Annotated in this window: 16 protein-coding genes; 9 read left to right on the forward strand and 7 right to left on the reverse strand. The window is 61.0% G+C overall.

Translation table 11 applies throughout. The annotated features are described in order from the left end of the window. Nucleotides 1–37: 37 nt before the first annotated feature. From znuB to zur, 3 genes are read right to left on the reverse strand one after another with little or no spacing between them, the layout of a single operon-like run. Nucleotides 38–826, reverse strand: coding sequence for a zinc ABC transporter permease subunit ZnuB (znuB, locus tag N8H71_RS03870; RefSeq protein ID WP_007954005.1), 789 nt, complete (start codon nucleotides 824–826; stop codon nucleotides 38–40). After that, nucleotides 819–1,604, reverse strand: a complete 786-nt coding sequence (gene znuC, locus N8H71_RS03875; RefSeq protein WP_085690422.1) for a zinc ABC transporter ATP-binding protein ZnuC — start codon at nucleotides 1,602–1,604, stop codon at nucleotides 819–821. Before znuC ends, znuB begins: the two co-directional genes overlap by 8 nt. Further along, nucleotides 1,604–2,086, reverse strand: coding sequence for a zinc uptake transcriptional repressor Zur (gene zur / locus N8H71_RS03880; protein ID WP_011331783.1), 483 nt, complete (start codon nucleotides 2,084–2,086; stop codon nucleotides 1,604–1,606). Before zur ends, znuC begins: the two co-directional genes overlap by 1 nt. Before the next feature lie 57 nt (nucleotides 2,087–2,143). Here zur and N8H71_RS03885 point away from each other — a divergent pair, with 57 nt between their 5' ends. Next, on the forward strand, nucleotides 2,144–3,073 hold the full coding sequence (locus N8H71_RS03885; protein ID WP_201819634.1) for a zinc ABC transporter substrate-binding protein: 930 nt from the start codon (nucleotides 2,144–2,146) through the stop codon (nucleotides 3,071–3,073). A 41-nt stretch (nucleotides 3,074–3,114) separates the two neighbouring features. On the opposite strand, the gene N8H71_RS03890 is transcribed toward N8H71_RS03885, so the two are convergent. Then, nucleotides 3,115–4,068, reverse strand: a complete 954-nt coding sequence (locus tag N8H71_RS03890; RefSeq protein ID WP_262192985.1) for a homoserine kinase — start codon at nucleotides 4,066–4,068, stop codon at nucleotides 3,115–3,117. A 61-nt stretch (nucleotides 4,069–4,129) separates the two neighbouring features. Then, entirely contained in the window at nucleotides 4,130–4,426 is a 297-nt protein-coding gene (locus N8H71_RS03895) for a DUF2782 domain-containing protein (protein ID WP_011331780.1), read from the reverse strand. Between the two features lie 74 nt (nucleotides 4,427–4,500). On the opposite strand from N8H71_RS03895, the gene polA reads away from it, so the two are divergent. Then, nucleotides 4,501–7,305 (forward strand): DNA polymerase I, encoded by a 2,805-nt coding sequence (gene polA, locus N8H71_RS03900; protein WP_262192986.1) that lies wholly within the window; start codon nucleotides 4,501–4,503, stop codon nucleotides 7,303–7,305. A gap of 411 nt (nucleotides 7,306–7,716) precedes the next feature. Here polA and yihA read toward each other — a convergent pair whose 3' ends face one another. Next, complete coding sequence (gene yihA / locus N8H71_RS03905; protein ID WP_039764859.1) at nucleotides 7,717–8,361, reverse strand: ribosome biogenesis GTP-binding protein YihA/YsxC; 645 nt, start codon at nucleotides 8,359–8,361, stop codon at nucleotides 7,717–7,719. A gap of 191 nt (nucleotides 8,362–8,552) precedes the next feature. On the opposite strand from yihA, the gene N8H71_RS03910 reads away from it, so the two are divergent. The 7 genes from N8H71_RS03910 (at nucleotide 8,553) to N8H71_RS03940 (ending at nucleotide 15,894) form a co-directional block, all read left to right on the forward strand. Next, complete coding sequence (locus N8H71_RS03910) at nucleotides 8,553–8,858, forward strand: c-type cytochrome (protein WP_045121721.1); 306 nt, start codon at nucleotides 8,553–8,555, stop codon at nucleotides 8,856–8,858. A 32-nt stretch (nucleotides 8,859–8,890) separates the two neighbouring features. After that, nucleotides 8,891–9,502 carry a c-type cytochrome gene (locus N8H71_RS03915; protein WP_262192987.1) on the forward strand — a complete coding sequence of 204 codons (612 nt, stop codon included), beginning with the start codon at nucleotides 8,891–8,893 and terminating at the stop codon, nucleotides 9,500–9,502. Nucleotides 9,503–9,702: 200 nt separating this feature from the next. Continuing rightward, nucleotides 9,703–10,344 carry a thiol:disulfide interchange protein DsbA/DsbL gene (locus tag N8H71_RS03920; protein WP_007954043.1) on the forward strand — a complete coding sequence of 214 codons (642 nt, stop codon included), beginning with the start codon at nucleotides 9,703–9,705 and terminating at the stop codon, nucleotides 10,342–10,344. Nucleotides 10,345–10,358: 14 nt separating this feature from the next. Continuing rightward, on the forward strand, nucleotides 10,359–11,237 hold the full coding sequence (locus N8H71_RS03925) for an endonuclease/exonuclease/phosphatase family protein (RefSeq protein WP_262192988.1): 879 nt from the start codon (nucleotides 10,359–10,361) through the stop codon (nucleotides 11,235–11,237). Further along, nucleotides 11,234–13,324, forward strand: coding sequence for a GGDEF domain-containing protein (locus tag N8H71_RS03930; RefSeq protein WP_262192989.1), 2,091 nt, complete (start codon nucleotides 11,234–11,236; stop codon nucleotides 13,322–13,324). The genes N8H71_RS03925 and N8H71_RS03930 overlap by 4 nt, the downstream gene beginning before the upstream one ends. A 101-nt stretch (nucleotides 13,325–13,425) precedes the next feature. Further along, nucleotides 13,426–14,205, forward strand: a complete 780-nt coding sequence (locus N8H71_RS03935) for an N-acetylmuramoyl-L-alanine amidase (protein WP_262192991.1) — start codon at nucleotides 13,426–13,428, stop codon at nucleotides 14,203–14,205. 75 nt (nucleotides 14,206–14,280) lie between these two features. After that, entirely contained in the window at nucleotides 14,281–15,894 is a 1,614-nt protein-coding gene (locus N8H71_RS03940; RefSeq protein WP_262192992.1) for an EAL domain-containing protein, read from the forward strand. On the opposite strand, the gene N8H71_RS03945 is transcribed toward N8H71_RS03940, so the two are convergent. Continuing rightward, nucleotides 15,891–17,681 carry a KinB sensor domain-containing domain gene (locus N8H71_RS03945; RefSeq protein ID WP_262192993.1) on the reverse strand — a complete coding sequence of 597 codons (1,791 nt, stop codon included), beginning with the start codon at nucleotides 17,679–17,681 and terminating at the stop codon, nucleotides 15,891–15,893. The genes N8H71_RS03940 and N8H71_RS03945 overlap by 4 nt on opposite strands. Nucleotides 17,682–17,689: the final 8 nt, after the last annotated feature.

Below are 17,689 nucleotides of genomic sequence, written 5' to 3' on the forward strand. Positions count from 1 at the left end.
TCCTGCGACTCTCTATTTGCGCAAAAAACGAGCAAGTCTACACCCCTCGACGGGGCAGAACAAAACTCAGCAGAAACAGTGCGGCCGCCGTCACAACGATTGACGGGCCGGCCGGGGTGTCCTTGAACCAGGACAGCGCCAGCCCGCCACACACGGCGAGCATGCCCAGCACGCTCGCGCCCAGTGCCATCTGCTCCGGCGAACGGGCGTGACGTTGTGCCGCAGCCGCCGGGATGATCAACAGCGAAGTAATCAGCAACACACCGACGATTTTCATCGCCACGGCGATCACCACTGCGATCAGCAGCATCAGCGCCATGCGCAACCCGGCCACCGGCAGGCCTTCGACTTTGGCCAGTTCTTCGTGCACGGTGATCGCCAGCAGCGGTCGCCACAGCGTCACCAGCAACACCAGCACCGCCGCGCTGCCACCGAGGATCCACGCCAAGTCGGTCGGACTGATCGCCAGCAGGTCGCCGAACAGATAGGCCATCAGGTCGATCCGCACTTCATGCATGAAGCTTAGTACCACCAGCCCGAGAGAGAGCGTGCTAGGCGCAAGAATGCCCAACAGCGTGTCGGACGCCAGTGGCTGACGCTGCTGCAAGGTCACCAGCAGCACCGCCAGCAACAGGCAGCCAACGGTCACCGCCACGGTCGGGCTGACATCCAGCAGAAAACCCAGCGCCACGCCGAGCAGTGCGGCGTGGGACAGCGTGTCGCCAAAATAGGCCATGCGCCGCCAGACCACGAACGAGCCCAGCGGCCCCGCGACCACCGCTAGCGCCAGACCTGCAAGCAGGGCGTAGAACAGAAAATCAGCCATGCTTGCAGCTATCTCCGTGAACGTGAGGTTGAGCCGAAAGGGGCCCTTTGACCACCGAACCGTGCAGGTCGTGGGCGTGGTCATGATGGTGGTGATAGATCGCCAGGCTCGGCGCGTTGTTGCCGAACAGCTCGACGAAGGCCGGATCGCCACTGACCTGCTCGGGATGCCCGGAGCAGCAGACGTGACGGTTGAGGCACACCACCTGATCGGTGGTGCTCATCACCAGATGCAGATCGTGAGACACCATCAGCACGCCGCAGCCGTGGCGGTCACGCAAGCGGGTGATCAGGCTGTACAGCTCGGCTTGCCCGGCAACGTCGACGCCCTGTACCGGCTCGTCGAGCACCAGCAATTCCGGCTCGCGCAGCAGCGCCCGGGCCAGCAGCACGCGCTGCATTTCACCGCCGGAAACGCTTTGCACCGGGCTGTCGATGACGTGCTCGGCGCCGACTTCCTTGAGTGCCGCCAGCGCACGCGGGCGATCGACGCCCGGCACCAGCCGCAGGAAGCGCAGCACCGAAAGGGGCAGGGTCGGATCGACGTGAAGTTTTTGCGGCATGTAGCCGACGCGCAGTTTCGGCTTGCGCCAGACGCTGCCGCTGTCGGGTTTCAGCAGCCCGAGCACGGCACGCACCAACGTGGTCTTGCCCGCGCCATTGGGGCCGATCAGGGTGACGATCTGCCCCGGCTCGACGCTCAGGTGGATGTTGTCCAGCACGTTCTGCCCGGCAAACCGGACCGCCACCTGCTCCAGACGGATCAGCGCATCGCTCATCAAGCCCCCCGGCAACCGGAGCAGAGGCCGACCACTTCGACGGTCTGGGCCTCGACAATGAAGCCGACATCCTTGGCACTGTGGACGATGGCGTCGCTGATGGTTTTTTGCTCAAGCTCGATGGCGGCATGGCATTCGCGACAGATCAGGAACTGACCCTGGTGCGAATGCTTCGGGTGAACGCAGCCGACGAAGGCGTTCAGCGAGGAAATGCGGTGCACCAGGCCATTTTCCAGCAGGAAATCCAGCGCCCGGTACACGGTTGGCGGCGCAGCGCGGCGGCCATCCTGCTCGCTGAGTACCGCCAGAATGTCGTAGGCACCCAGCGGCTTGTGGCTCTGCCAGACCAGTTCCAGCACCCGCCGACGCAACGCGGTCAGGCGCAGGCCTTTCTGTGCACACAGGGCATCGGCCTCGGACAGCGCGCTGTGAACGCAGTGCGAGTGGTCGTGGGGACGGCTGGCAATCGGTGTAATAGGCATGAGCGGCGACGAGTTTGGTTAGAGACGTTATTATGTTACCCGTTCTCGCCTCATTGAGTGGTCATCGTGTCCCGACTTTTTTCTGTTTTTGTCGTATTCATCACCGGTTTTCTGCTGATCGGTCCGGCTCAGGCCGAGGTCAGAGTCCTCACCAGCATCAAGCCCCTGCAACTGATTGCCGCTGCGGTGCAGGACGGCGTGGCGATTCCTGAAGTGCTGCTGCCACCGGGCGCTTCGCCGCATAACTACGCGTTGCGTCCGTCCGACGTGCGCAAGGTGCAATCGGTGGACCTGCTGTACTGGATTGGCCCGGACATGGAAGGCTTCCTGCCTCGCGTGCTGAACGGTCGTACGCTGCCGAGCGTTGCCGTACAGGACCTGCCGGGCATGAAGCTGCGCCGCTTCGCTGCGGACAGCCACTCCCACGCAGAAGAAGCCGACGAACACGATCACGACCACCGCCCGGGCAGCCTCGATGCGCATTTGTGGCTATCGCCGGTGAACGCGCGGGTTATTGCCGACAAGATGGCTGCGGACCTGAGTGCCGCCGACCCGGCCAATGCCGAGCGCTATCAGAGCAACGCCAAGGCGTTCGATGAGCGTCTGGATGCACTGGATCAGCGCTTGAAGAAACGTCTGGCCAGTGTTGAAGGCAAACCCTACTTCGTCTTCCACGAAGCCTTCGACTACTTCGAAGACGCCTACGGCTTGAAACACACCGGCGTGTTCAGCGTTGCGGCAGAAGTGCAACCCGGCGCCCAGCATGTGGCGGCAATGCGCACGCGTTTGCAGGAAGTCGGCAAGACCTGCGTGTTCAGTGAGCCGCCGCTGCGTCCACGTCTGGCCGAGACCCTGGTGGCAGGTCTGCCGGTGAAACTGGCGGAACTGGATGCGTTGGGCGGGTACACGCCAGCGACGGCTCAGGGTTACGAGCAAGTGCTGGAGAAGCTGGGGAATGATCTGGCGGGTTGTCTGGAATCGCTCTGATACAAAAAAACCGCAGCCTGCACAGGCTGCGGTTTTTTCTTTTACAGGGCGAAAGGTAGCGGTGTGCTGACCTGCTGACGCTGGCCCAAGCGTAGCTCGAACTCTTTCGGATCGTGAATCAACACGTCCTGCCCGGCGAACGATTCCGCCGCAATCAGGCGCGATAGCCAGAACCGCACGCACGCCACTCGCAGCATGGTCGGCCACAGTTCGGCCTCAGCCGCCGTAAACGGACGCAGTGCCGCATAGGCCCCCAGAAAAGCCCGCGCACGTGGGCCGTCGATCAGGCCGTCATCGTCCGAACACCAGTCGTTCAGGGCAATTGCCACGTCGTAGAGCATCGGCCCCGAACAGGCGTTGTAGAAGTCGATCAGCCCGGTCAGGTGCGTGCCTTCGAACATCGCATTGTCGCGGAACAGGTCGGCGTGGATGTTCGCCCGTGGCAACGCGAGAATTTTCTCTTTCTGTCGGGTGATTTCATCCAGCGCGGTTTGCAGCAGCGCGCGCGGCTCATCGCTCAAATGCGAAAGAAACTGCGTGCCCTCTTCCAGCATCCAGTCCAGGCCACGATCGGTCTTGCGCTTGATCATGTTGTCGCCCAGGGTCGCCAGATGCAGATGCGCCTGCAAGTCGCCAACCTGCGCGCAATGCTGGGCGTTGGCCTGCTTGATGTGTTTGCCGGCCAGGCGCGGTTGCAGCAGCGCCGGCTTGCCTTTCAGCTCGCGCAGGGCCACGCCATCGGTGGTTCGCAGTGCGTAAGGCACCGGCAGATCGGCCTCGTGCAACACGTCGAGCAGGTCGATGAAGAACGGCATTTCCTGCACCGGGCCGCGCTCGACCAGGGTCAGGACGAACTCGCCCTTTTCCATGCTGATGAAGAAGTTGGTGTTTTCGCTGCCGGCGGCGATCCCCTGGAAATCGAGCAGACGGCCGAGCCCGTATGGGGCGAGAAAGGTTTCCAGCTCGGGCCGAGCCAGGGGGGTGAACACAGACATGGTTAAAAACTGCTCAGTTCTGGCGCCGCCATCAAACGGCGCCGATTAAAAGTCAGGAAACTTACTTCCAGGTAAAGATTTCCCACGACGGAATCAGCATATCCGGCTGGTCGGACCGAATGTAGTTCGCGTCCGTACCATCGGCGCGCACCAGGAAATAGGGCTTGCCGCCCTTCGGTGTGACCTTGATCGCATACACGAATCCACTCCGGCTGTATTCCTGAATGACCTTGTCGCCTTCCGTGTGCGTGCTAATGGTAACCTCCGGCTCCGACGACGGCGCATCATCCGCCGCGATCGCGGCCAGCGGTGAGACAGCAATCAGACTGACCAGCAGCAAGCGATTTAACGTACGCATGATAACCTTGTCCCTTTGTCGTCAACGGTCCCGCTATTCTAGCGCCGGACCCGCCGAAAAGGTTGATCCTGCTCATGAGCCAAGCCCCCCTCGTCCTGGTGGACGGTTCGTCTTACCTGTACCGCGCCTTTCACGCGCTGCCACCGCTGACCACCTCCAAAGGCCTGCCGACCGGTGCGGTCAAGGGCGTGCTGAACATGCTCAAGAGCCTGCGCAAGCAGTATCCGGACAGCCCGTTCGCCGTGGTGTTCGACGCCAAGGGTGGGACATTTCGCGATGAGATGTACGCCGAATACAAGGCCAACCGCCCAAGCATGCCCGACGACATGCGCGTGCAGATCGAGCCGCTGCATCAGAGCGTGATCGCCCTCGGTTTCCCGCTGCTGTGCGTCGAAGGCGTCGAGGCCGATGACGTGATCGGCACCCTGGCCCGCAGCAGCGCGGCCGCCGATCGCCCGGTGATCATCTCCACCGGCGACAAGGACATGGCGCAACTGGTCGACGGCCACATTACCTTGGTCAACACCATGTCCGGTAGTTCGATGGACGTCGAAGGCGTGAAGGAGAAATTCGGCGTCGCTCCGGAGCAGATCATCGATTATCTGGCCCTGATGGGCGATTCTTCCGACAACATCCCCGGCGTTCCGGGCATCGGCCCGAAGACCGCGTCCGGCCTGCTGGTCGGCGTCAACGGTGGCCTGACCGAGCTGTATGCGCAGCTCGACATCGTGCCGACCCTGCCGATTCGTGGCGCCAAGACCCTGCCGGCCAAGCTCGAAGAGCACAAGGAGATGGCCTTCCTCTCCTATCAACTGGCGACCATCAAGGTCGACGTGCCGCTGGATATCGGCCTCGACGACTTGCAAATGGGCGCCGAAGATCCGGCAAAACTTCTTGAGCTCTACACCCTGCTGGAGTTCAAAAGCTGGATCAATGATCTGGAGCGGGATGCCAAGCGTCTGGAGTTGAGCGCTGCCACCGAGCCTGCGCCGGCCGGCGATCTGTTCAGCGCGCCTGCGGAGGAAGCGCCTGCCGCTCCAACTGAAGCCGCGTACGAAACCATCCTCGATCAGGCACGCTTCGACGTCTGGCTGGAAAAACTGAAGAACGCCAAGCTGTTTGCCTTCGACACCGAAACCACCGGTATCGACGCGCAGCAGGCACAACTGGTCGGCCTGTCCTTCGCGGTGCAGGCCAACGAAGCGGCCTATATCCCGCTGACCCACTCCTACATCGGCGTGCCGGAGCAGTTGGATCGCGACACCGTGCTGCGCGCGCTCAAGCCGATCCTCGAAGACCCGGACAAGCTCAAGGTCGGCCAGCACGCCAAGTTCGACATGAACATCCTGGCCAATTGCGCCATCGGTGGCGATCAGAACGAAGGCATCACCGTGCGCGGCATCGCCTTCGATACGATGCTTGAGTCCTACGTGCTCAACTCCACCGCCACCCGTCACGACATGGACAGCCTGGCGCAGAAGTACCTGGATCACACCACCGTGAGCTTCCAGGACATCGCCGGCAAAGGCGCCAAACAGCTGACCTTCGACCAGATCGCTCTGGAACAGGCCGGCCCATACGCCGCCGAAGATGCCGACGTGACCCTGCGCCTGCACCAGACGCTGTTCGAAAAACTCAGCGCCATCCCGAGCCTGGCCAGCGTACTGACCGACATCGAGATCCCGCTGGTGCCGGTGCTCGCTCGCATCGAGCGCCAGGGCGCGTTCGTCGACGCTGAGCTGCTCGGCATCCAGAGTATCGAGCTGGGTAACAAGATGGTCGCGCTGGAACGTGAAGCGTTCGAGATCGCCGGTGAAGAATTCAACCTCGGTTCGCCGAAGCAGCTGGGCGTAATCCTCTACGAAAAGCTTGGCCTGCCGGTACTGAAGAAGACCGCCAAGGGCCAGCCATCCACTGCCGAAGAAGTCTTGGCGAAACTGGCCGAAGACGATCACCGCTTGCCGAAAGTGCTGATGGAACACCGTTCCATGAGCAAGCTGAAAAGCACCTACACCGATCGCCTGCCGGAGCAGATCAACCCGCGTACCGGGCGTATTCACACCTCGTATCATCAGGCTGTGGCATCGACAGGGCGCTTGTCGTCGAGCGATCCGAACCTGCAGAACATTCCGGTGCGCACCGCTGAAGGCCGACGCATCCGTCAGGCTTTCGTTGCGCCGAAAGGCTACAAACTGCTGGCGGCGGACTACTCGCAGATCGAACTGCGGATCATGGCCCACCTGTCCCGCGACGAAGGCCTGATGAACGCCTTCCGCAACAACCTGGACGTGCACACCGCTACGGCGGCCGAAGTGTTCAAGGTCGAGCTGAATGAGGTGACCTCGGACCAGCGCCGGGGCGCCAAGGCGATCAACTTCGGTCTGATCTACGGCATGGGCGCGCAGAAGCTGGGCAAGGACATCGGCGTCGACACCAAGACCGCCAAGGCCTACATCGACACCTACTTCGCGCGTTACCCGGGCGTTCGTGAATACATGGATCGCACCCGCGCCCAGGCAGCGGATCAGGGCTTCGTGGAAACGATCTTCGGTCGTCGCCTGTATCTGCCGGACATCAACTCCAACAAGCCGCAGGAACGCGCAGCCGCCGAACGCACGGCAATCAACGCGCCGATGCAAGGCACCGCAGCAGACATCATCAAGAAAGCCATGGTGGCGGTGGATAACTGGCTGAGCGCTTCGGGGCTGGACGCCAAAGTCATCCTGCAGGTGCACGACGAACTGGTGCTGGAGGTTCGCGAGGATCTGGTCGATCAGGTTCGCGAAGAAATTCGCGTGCACATGAGCGAGGCGGCAAAACTGGACGTGCCGTTGCTGGTGGAAGTCGGGGTTGGCAACAACTGGGACGAGGCGCACTGAGGCCTCTGGGACGGGGTTTTGCCGCGACCGAGCGTCGCGGCAAAGGCATCGAAATGCGCTTAGGCCTGATCGTTCTTGAACTTATTCCAAAGTTTTTTGAAAAGATTCTGAACTAATCTTGCGACAGGGCACTCAGAGATACTGAATGGCTGGTGAAGCCCTTCGATGCTCCTATGTTGTGTTAAGTGTTGGCAGATATCTGAACCCCGCCCTAGCGGTTCGGAACTTAAACCCCGGAACTTCTCCCTCCCCATATGAAGTCCGGGGCTTTTTTTTGCCTCAAAACTGCCTGTGGCGCCGCCAGACTGCGTTAAAAGCATTGCTAAAAATGCTCATTTAGGTCCCCTAAACTCCGCTTTTTAGCAATGCTTTTGCCTTGCCTGACAGCACCACAGACAGTTTTGAAATCCCTTACTCTGCCGCTGCTTCTGCGCCTTTATCCGCCAACTCCATCCAGCCTGCCAACACAGTGTAGGCCTCTTCCAGGCCCATGCGTTTTGGGGCGGAGAACAGCTGGATCGTTACCTGATCACCCCAACCCTTACGGATTTCCGACTGCACCTTGAGCAGGGTGTTCTTGGCTGCGCCATAGGTCAGTTTGTCGGCCTTGGTCAGCAGGATGTGCATCGGCATGCCGGCGGCAACGGCCCAGTCGAGCATCAGCAGGTCGAAGTCGGTCATTGGATGACGAATGTCCATCATCAGAATCAAACCCTTCAAACTCTCGCGGCCACCGAGGTAAGCCTCGAGGTGACGCTGCCAGTGTTGCTTGAGCGGGATCGGTACTTTTGCATAACCGTAGCCCGGGAGGTCGACCAGACGCCGTTCATCGTCTAGCTTGAAGAAGTTCAACAGCTGTGTGCGACCCGGGGTTTTCGAGGTGCGCGCCAGGCTGGCGTGAGTCAGAGTGTTCAGCGCGCTGGATTTACCGGCGTTGGAACGACCGGCGAACGCCACTTCGAAGCCTTCGTCGTCGGGGCACTGATCGACTTTGGCGGCACTGAGCATGAACGTGGACTGTTGGCACAGGCCGAGGATGGGATTCTTGAGTTGCATGGGATTTCCGATGTGGGCGGCGCCGGGATTAGGCGCGGAACGCGGTGTCGCTTCCGTTTCAGTGACGCCAGTATATAATGCCGCAGATTTTGTGTGTGCTTTGTCCCAGCGAAGGATGAAGTTCACGAGAGCGACAGACCTTGATTGCGCATTAGAACGCAGAACGCTCTCAACCCTGAAAAGGTCGTTTTATGACGAAATGGCTGCTGGCTGCCGGAGTCTTGATGCCGCTTTACAGCGCACAGGCTACACAGGATCCGGAAGCCGTGTACAACCGTGTTTGTGGAGCCTGTCATTCCGGCCAACTACCCATGGCGCCCAGAAGAGGCGATCAGGAAGCTTGGACGCCGAGGTTGGCGAAAGGTATGGAGACGCTGGTGCAACACGTGACCCAGGGTTTCAAGGCGATGCCGCCGCGTGGTTTGTGCATGGACTGCAGTGCCGAGGATTACCAGGCCCTCATCCTCTGGATGAGCGAGAGTAAGCCCGGTCCATAACTCTTAACCCTTAGCCGTAGTTGGATTAGCTGATGAACAAACTGATCGTGAGTCTGCTGTTGACCGTGGGAATCTCAGGCTTCGCCCATGCTGCCGGTGATGCAGCCGCAGGCCAGGCAAAAGCCGCCGTATGCGGCGCCTGCCATGGCGCGGATGGCAACAGCATGGCGCCAAACTTTCCAAAGCTGGCCGGACAGGGTGAACGCTACCTGACCAAGCAATTGCACGACATCAAGTCGGGCAAGCGCACCGTTCTGGAAATGACCGGCCTGCTGACCAACCTGAGCGATCAGGACCTGGCCGACATCGCCGCTTACTTCGCCAGCCAGAAAGGCAGCGTTGGCGCCGCCGATCCGAAGATCGTCGCTCGCGGTGAGGCCCTGTTCCGTGGCGGCAACCTTGAGAAAGGCCTGCCAGCCTGCACCGGTTGCCACTCGCCGAACGGCGCCGGCAACGCAGCCGCCGGCTTCCCGCACCTGGGTGGCCAACACGCTCAATATATCGCCAAGCAGCTGACCGATTTCCGTAAGGAAGAAGCCGGCCGCAACAACGACGGCGACGCGATGACCATGCGCACCATCGCCCGCAAGCTGAGCGACGAAGACATCGCGGCAGTCTCCAGCTACATTCAGGGCCTGCACTAAGACGCGCGATTCGAGCGTTGCGTGCAGTGGCCAACGCCTGCCACGTTAACGCTCGATTAATCCGTCGCAGGAAGTATAAAAAGGGTGGCTTTGGCCGCCCTTTTTTGTGGCCGCTGCCGTTACACTACAGAACTCATGCCCGCCAGGATCTGTCTGAAAACAGGTCGCGCGAGGCGACCAAAATTGTCCAGGAGTAAAGCATGCGTAATCTGATCATCAGCGCCGCCCTCGTCGCTGCCAGCCTGTTCGGCGTAACCGCCCAGGCCGCCGAAGCCCCTGCTGCCCCTTACGTCGAACTGAGCAACCCGGTACCGGTCGCCGTGCCTGGCAAGATCGAAGTGGTCGAGCTGTTCTGGTATGGCTGCCCGCACTGCTACGCGTTCGAGCCGGTGATCAATCCATGGGTTGAAAAACTGCCGTCCGACGTCAACTTCGTACGCATTCCTGCAATGTTCGGTGGCCCGTGGGACGCTCACGGCCAGATGTTCCTGACTCTGGAAGCCATGGGCGTCGAGCACAACGTTCACGCTGCCGTATTCAACGCGATCCAGAAAGAACACAAAAAACTGACCGACAAGAACGACATGGCCGACTTCCTCGCCACCCAAGGCGTAGACAAGGACAAGTTCCTGGCGACCTTCGATTCGTTCGCCATCAAAGGGCAGATCGTGAAAGCCCGCGAACTGGCCAAGAAGTATGAAATCTCCGGCGTTCCAACCATGATCGTCAACGGTAAGTACCGCTTCGACATCGGCTCCGCCGGCGGCGCCGAACAGGCGCTGAAACTGGCTGACCAACTGGTGGCCAAAGAGCGAGCGACCAACAAGGCAGCCGCCAACTAAGCGCGGCACTCGCCATGCGCCGCTGGGGTGCCGAGCGACTCGTTGGCCTGCATGAACCGCAGGTCAACGAGCATCATCTGGATTCGACGGGCCTGCCCGCAGACAGCCGTCTGCGCTTGCTCAGCTTCAATATTCAGGTCGGCATCAGCACTGAACGCTATCGGCACTACCTGACCCGCAGCTGGCAGCATCTGCTGCCGCACCCCGGGCGCTCCACCAATCTGCAAAAGATCGGCAATCTGCTCGGCGACTTCGATCTGGTCGCCCTGCAGGAAGCCGATGGCGGCAGCCTGCGTTCAGGCTACGTCAATCAGGTCGAACACCTGGCCCAGCTCGGTGCCTTCCCCTACTGGTATCAACAACTCAATCGCAACCTTGGCCGACTGGCCCAGCACAGCAATGGCGTGCTCAGTCGCCTGCGGCCGTGGGCGATCGAAGACCACCCGCTACCGGGTCCGAAAGGACGCGGGGCAATTCTGGTGCGTTTTGGCGAAGGCCCCGAGGCACTGGTGGTGGTGATGATGCACCTGGCGCTCGGCGCCCGGACCCGCAGCATGCAACTGGCCTATATTCGCGAGCTGATCGGCGACTACAAGCATCAGGTGCTGATGGGCGACATGAACACCCACGCCAGCGATCTGCTGCAACACTCGCCGTTGCGCGACCTCGGCCTGCTGGCCCCGCAACTCGAGGCAACATTCCCCAGCTGGCGCCCGCAGCGCTGCCTGGACCATATTCTGCTCAGCCCGACCCTGACCCTGGAAAAGGTCGAAGTGCTGGCACAACCGATTTCCGATCACCTGCCGGTCGCGGTAGAGATTCGTCTGCCGGGTTCGCTCACGGCCGATGCATTGCCCGCGTTGAGCACTGCCCTTCGCGGAACCCCTGAATGAGCGACGAAGCCCAGCGCTGGAAAGAGAAATACCTCAAAAGCATCGAACAACAGGAAAAGCTCGAACGTCGATGGGACGCCCGGCTCGACCTGCTGCGCCGTGGCCTGGTGCGCAGCACCCTGGCGGCGGAAGGCACCGACCGCGTGGTCGATCTGTGCATGAAAGAGATGCGCGATGTGGTGCGCACCGATGACATGGACGCCGGCCTCGCAGCCCTGCTGCCTCGCCTGGAAAAAGCCGTGCTCGATTCCGAGCAGCGTCGGGAAACCCGGATCGAGCAGGTCAGCACCGCACTGACTGCGCTGGTCACTCAGTTGCAATCACTGCCCCTGCCCCGCGATGTGGCCCAGCCGTTGAAGAAATTCGCCAAGCAGCTGGACGGCCGGGTCAGTCAGGCAAGGGAAATGCCGCTGCTGCTCAGCGAGCTCAGCGGCTTGCAGGGCAAGGCATTGAGCCAGCTGGAGACGCCGGCGGAACCGGGACGCCCAGGATTGTTGCAGCGTCTGTTCGGCAGCCGCGACAGCGAGGAAACGCCTGTGACGGCGACCCAGCCTGCCGTGGCCGCACCGCCCGCACAGCCAGAGCAACTGCCCGTCACTCATCAAACCGCGCCGTTGCAGGAAGCGCCTGTCACGCCCGTCGAAGCGATCGCCCCTGCGCCCGTCAGCCAGGCACCGGTCGCCGCCCCCGTGGCCGAACCCGCGAAAACTCCAGCGCCAACCCACGATTACCATGCGGAGTCGGAGGTGGTGGCCTTCGAGCCGGCCAGAATACTCACCGAAGCCCCCACCACCCCCAGCGAACCAGAACCCGCCGAGCCAGAAACAGAACCGCAGGCCTTCACGCCTCCACCGGTTTTCGCGCCGGCAGTGCCAACAGCCATCAACCCGGACGAACTGATCCACCCCGGCGATACTCCGCCGCCGGTGATCCTCGACAGCCTGCCCCTGCCCGAGCCCATCGCTCAGGCATTGGCTGCAATCGATCCGGAGCAATCCGAGCACGACATTCTCTACGCCCTCCCGGACTCGCCGGAGCCTTCCTACAGTTCGGTCGCCAAACACATCGAAGACACGCTGATCGGATTGCTGGACGACCTGACCCTGCCGGAGCGCCACCGCCCGCAAGCCGAGGCCATGCGTGATCGCCTGAAAAACGGTCTGAACTGGTACGAACTGCTGCCGATTCTCGACGATCTGGCGACTTTGATGCTGGCCATTACCGACAGCGGCCAGCACGAATTCGAAGCCTATCTGCAGCAACTCAATGAACGCCTTGAGGCGTTCCAGAGCAACCTGCAAGCTGCCAGCGACGGCCACGCCGATAACAGCTCTGCGGCGCGAGCAATGGACACGCAGATCCGCGAACAGGTCGACGGCTTGCAGACCAGTGTTCAAGAAGCAGCCGATCTGGACGATCTGAAGCAGGTACTGGAAAACCACCTCGAAGGCCTGCTCGGCACGATGGATCAGCACCAGAAGCAGCGTGACGCCCGGGAACAGGAAGTCGCCGGACGCCTGAAAAGCCTGGCCGAGCGAGTCGCGCACATGGAGCAGGAAGCGCTGGGCTATCGCGAACACCTTGAAGAGCAACGCCAGAAAGCCCTGATCGATCCGCTCACCGGCCTGCCTAATCGCGCGGCCTGGACCGAGCGGCTCGAACATGAAATCGCTCAATGGCAACAGCACGGCAACACGCTGAGCCTGGCCATGCTCGACCTTGATCACTTCAAACGGATCAACGACAACTACGGGCATCTGGCTGGCGACAAAGTATTGAAGATCATCGCCACAGTGCTGCGCAAACGTCTACGCGGCAGCGACTTCATCGCACGTTTCGGCGGGGAGGAATTTGTCCTGCTGCTTCCGGCCACCCCGCCGGCGGTCGGCGCCAAACTCCTTGAAACCCTTCGCGCTTCCATCGAAGCCTGCCCGTTTCACTTCAAGGGCGAGCGCGTCACGATCACGGTTTCCATGGGACTGGCGGCGTTTCGGCCGGGAGAACACAGCGATCTGGTGCTCAAAAGAGCCGATCAAGCGCTTTACCGGGCGAAAAACGCAGGGCGTAACCGGGTGGAGCTGGGCTGAGGCAATTGTTCCATATTGTTTAAATCAGCCCTTTAAGCGTCGAAGCGCAAGGCGATACGTTACACTGTTGCATTATCGACTTGCGTGTACTGCCCTCTGCCATGAAATTTTTTACCCTGCTCGCGTCGCTGATCCTCTTGGCCGGTTGTGCCAGCGGCCCGCGTTTTGACACCAGCCATCCTTCGGTCAATCACGACAGCCGCGTGCAGTTTGTGATCGTGCATTACACCTCCGCCTCGCTGGAGCGCTCGCTGCAACTGCTGACTCACGGCGAAGTCAGCAGCCATTACCTGATCGGCGACGACAAGAACGCCACCATCTACAAGCTGATGGACGAAAACCTGCGAGCCTGGCACGCCGGCGAAAGCGAGTGGCAAGGCCGTACCTGGCTTAACTCCAGCTCGATCGGCATCGAAATCGTCAATTCGGGCTTCAAGGACACACCGACCGGTCGCCTCTGGTATCCCTACAGCGAAGCCCAGGTGCAATCGCTGATTGTTCTGCTCAAGGACATCAGCAAACGCCAGGGCATCAGCCCGCGCCACATCATCGGCCACAGCGACATCGCACCGCTGCGCAAGCTCGACCCGGGCCCGCTGTTTCCCTGGAAGCGTTTGGCGGCCGAAGGGCTGGGCCTCTGGCCCAACGAACAAGCGGTGGCACGCCAGCAGACGCAGTTCGACACCGAGCTGCCGAGCATCACCTGGTTCCAGAGCCAACTGGCGCGTCTGGGCTACTCGACGCCGCAGACCGGTGAGCTGGATGTGGCGACCCGTCATGTGCTCGCAGCCTTCCAGATGCACTACCGCCCTACGCGCTTCGACGGTACGCCGGATGCGCAAACGGCAGCATTGCTACTAGTGTTGAATCAGACAAAATAATGACGCCCGCCCGACGGTCAGGGCGAAAACGTAATCAGCAGCTATAACTCATTGGTAATTCTTCGGATATCCATGATGGTTGCTACCCGAGAGACGCTGCGTAGCTGGTTCTATCGCCCCTGGTTTCTGGCGATGATCGCGGCTGTCCTCAGTGCGAGCCTGCTGATCGCTGGCGGTCTGTACGTCGCCATGCGCCAGGTCGAACAAAGCGAGAGCCAGGAAATGAACGCTCAAGGCGAGCGTTTTCTCGCACGCCTTGAACAGCTGTTCGGCCAGTTACGTGAAAGCCTCGACGACCTGGAAGCTCAACCTTTGCGCAGTTGCGACGACGAAATGATCGCCACTTTGCAACAAGTGACATTCAACTATCGTTTTGTCTACGAAGCCGCCTACAGGGACGCAACACGGGTCTGCTCCAACCGTCCGCGCCAGGAAGGTCTGTCGGTGGCTCGCCCACCGGACATCAAAGGCCCGACTTACAGCTACTGGCTGAATACCACCACTGAACCTGATGAGAATCGCGCGGCGTTGATGTTGGGTCGCGGTAACTTCCGCGTGGCCACCTCACGCGGGCATTTGACCGATATGGTCGACCTTTCGCCCGGCAGCAGCCTGTTGGTGGTGCTGGACCATGGTAGCCGGGCAATTCCGGTACTCGGCGTTCCACAAGCCTGGCCACCTGCAGAACCCTGGCCGCCGAAAAATACGGATGCGTTGCAGGTGACTCAGTCACGTCTGATCTATCGCATGCCCACCGACAACCCGGAATACCAACTGGTACTGATCAGCCCACGGACCGGCATGCACATTCCGGAGCTCTGGTGGTGGATGGTGCCTTTTTGCGTAGTGCTCGGCGCATTTGTCGGAGTTCTGGTGTTCTGGATCGTACGCCAACGCCAGTCGCTGGACGCCGAGCTGCACGGAGCAATCCGCCGGGGTGAGTTGCAGGTGCTCTACCAACCGATCTTCGATCTCGACAGCCGCAACTGCGTCGGTGCTGAAGCCCTTCTGCGTTGGCGCAGACCGGACGGCACGCTGACCAGCCCCGATCTGTTCATTCCGATGGCCGAGAATACCGGGCAGATCCGCCAGATGACCGATTTCGTCCTGCAACGTTTACTCGAACAACTAGGCCAGTTGCTCAGGGCCAATCCGCAGCTGTACATCTCGGTGAACCTGGCAGCCTGCGACGTGATGGTGCCGCGCATCGGCCAGGTCATGGCGCGACTGCTGACCCTGCATCGGGTCGCGGCACGGCAGATTGCTTTCGAGGTGACCGAACGCGGCCTGATCGATGTGGTGGTAGCCCGGGAAAACCTGCAAGCGCTGCGGGATGTCGGCCATCAGGTACTGATCGACGATTTCGGCACCGGCTATTGCAGCCTGGCGTACCTGCAAACCTTGCCGGTGGATTGCCTGAAGATCGACAAGGCATTCATCGATGCCCTCGGCCATGACGCCGCCAGCAGCGGTGTCGCGCCGCACATCATTCACATGGCCCAGGCGCTGGATCTTAAAGTGATCGCCGAAGGCATTGAATACGAATCCCAGGCCGAACTACTGAGCAGCGAAGGGGTAAAGTTCGGACAGGGCTGGCTGTTCGCCCATGCCTTGAGCGCGGTGCAATTTATCGAATTGATCACACGTGGAAGGCGACTCGCCGGCCGCCGGATCGACGACGAGGCCTAGACCGCCAGCGCCATGTAGAACTGCGTGCCCTGCCCCGGCCGCGAATAAACGCCCATCCGCCCGCCGTGCAACTGGACGATCTCCTTGCACAGCGCCAGACCAAGCCCGGCGCCGCCCTTCTTCCTGCCGACCTGTACGAACGGTTCGAAAATCCGCCCTTGCTGACCGTAGGCAATGCCTTCGCCGTTGTCTTCAACACTGATGATCACCCGCTCGCCATGGCGACGGGCCTGCAAGCGGATCAATCCGTCGCGCGCCGTATGACGCAAGGCGTTGTCGATCAGGTTGTCGAGGACACGATCGAGCTGCGCCTGATCCGCCTGCAAGCGTGGCAGCGGGCCCTGTGCTTCGACAATCAGTGCGACGCCCTTCTGCGCCGCCGCATCGGCGAAACGCAAACGCGCCTGTTCCAACAGATCCTCGATTGAACACGGAGCCAGTGTGAGTTTCTGCAAACCGCTCTGATAGCGAGAGAAGTTCAGCAGATCGTTGATCAACTGCATCAAACGCTGCATCTCTTCATTCACGGTGTCGAGCAGGTCGGATTCGCGAGACTCCGGGGGAAACTTCGCCCGCTCGCGAAACAGCCCGAAAGCCATGTGCATACCCGTGACCGGGGTGCGCAATTCGTGGGACGCACGCAACACAAACTCGCTGCGTACCCGTTCGAAAGCACGCTGCTCGGTGACATCGTGCAGCACCATCACCGCACCGAGGATATGCCCCTGAGTGTGGCTGACCGGCGTCAGGCTGTAAGTCAGCAAACGCGATTCACCATCGACCTCGATACTCAAGTCTTCCGGAGCCCGCTCAAGATTGCCACCACGCAAAACCAGTTGCAGCTGCGCATCCAGTTCCGGACGTTGAAGCGCTGTGCCCAGCCCCTCACCGAAACGATCACTGTCCCAGCCCAGTTGGCGCTGGGCTACCGGGTTCAAATGTTCCAGATGTCCCTGACGGTCGATCATCAGCAAGCCGTCATCGATGCTATCGAGCACTGCTTGCAGACGTTGCTGGCCAGCCAGCAATTCATCGACGTTGGTCGCCTGATGCTCGCGCAGGGCTTCGGCCATCAGCCCGAAGCGACGGGTCAACAGGTTGATCTCCATCGCCGAGGACACCGGCAGCGTCACTTCGAAATTACCCTGGCCGATCTTGTCCGCCGCTTTGGCCAACTCCTCGATCGGCGCACCGAACCGACGAGCAATCCCCTGGGCAGTAATGAAGCCGATGATCAGCACTGCCAGTCCCACCAGCCCGAGCAGTCCGGAAATCAGCAGCGCGCGGTCGCGAGCGGCATGCTGTACCGAATTGATGTTGTCCAGCGCGTGCTTGTGCTCGGAAATCAGACCGTTGCGCAGAATGTTGAAACGTTCGCGCAAATCGCCCCCGCCACTCAAAGCGGCGCCCGGATCGCGGGACACGTCAAACGCCTCGAGGAAGCTCAGGTAGTCGGCCTTGGCCTGACTGAACCCGTACTGGCGGTCGTCGTCTTTCTGTTCCTGGGCGATGCCCTCGTCGAGCAGCTGGAAGTAATGCTGTTTGGACGCTTCGAATGCCACGGGGTCGGGCTTTTCCGCAAGCATCATGATCAATTGATCGCCGAGGGTCTGGCGCAATTTAAGCCCCAGATCGAGGGTGACGAAGTTGTTGCGGATCAGCGCTTCCTGAGTCCCGGCCATCTGCATCACGCTGACCAGCCCGAGCATCAGCCCGAGCAAGGCCACGGTGATCAGCGCGGAAATGCTCAGGAACAAGCGCGTCCGCAACTTCATCGCCAGTTTCATCGGCGGGC

It is taken from the genome of Pseudomonas koreensis (assembly GCF_025447595.1).
Lineage (GTDB): Bacteria > Pseudomonadota > Gammaproteobacteria > Pseudomonadales > Pseudomonadaceae > Aquipseudomonas > Aquipseudomonas koreensis_H.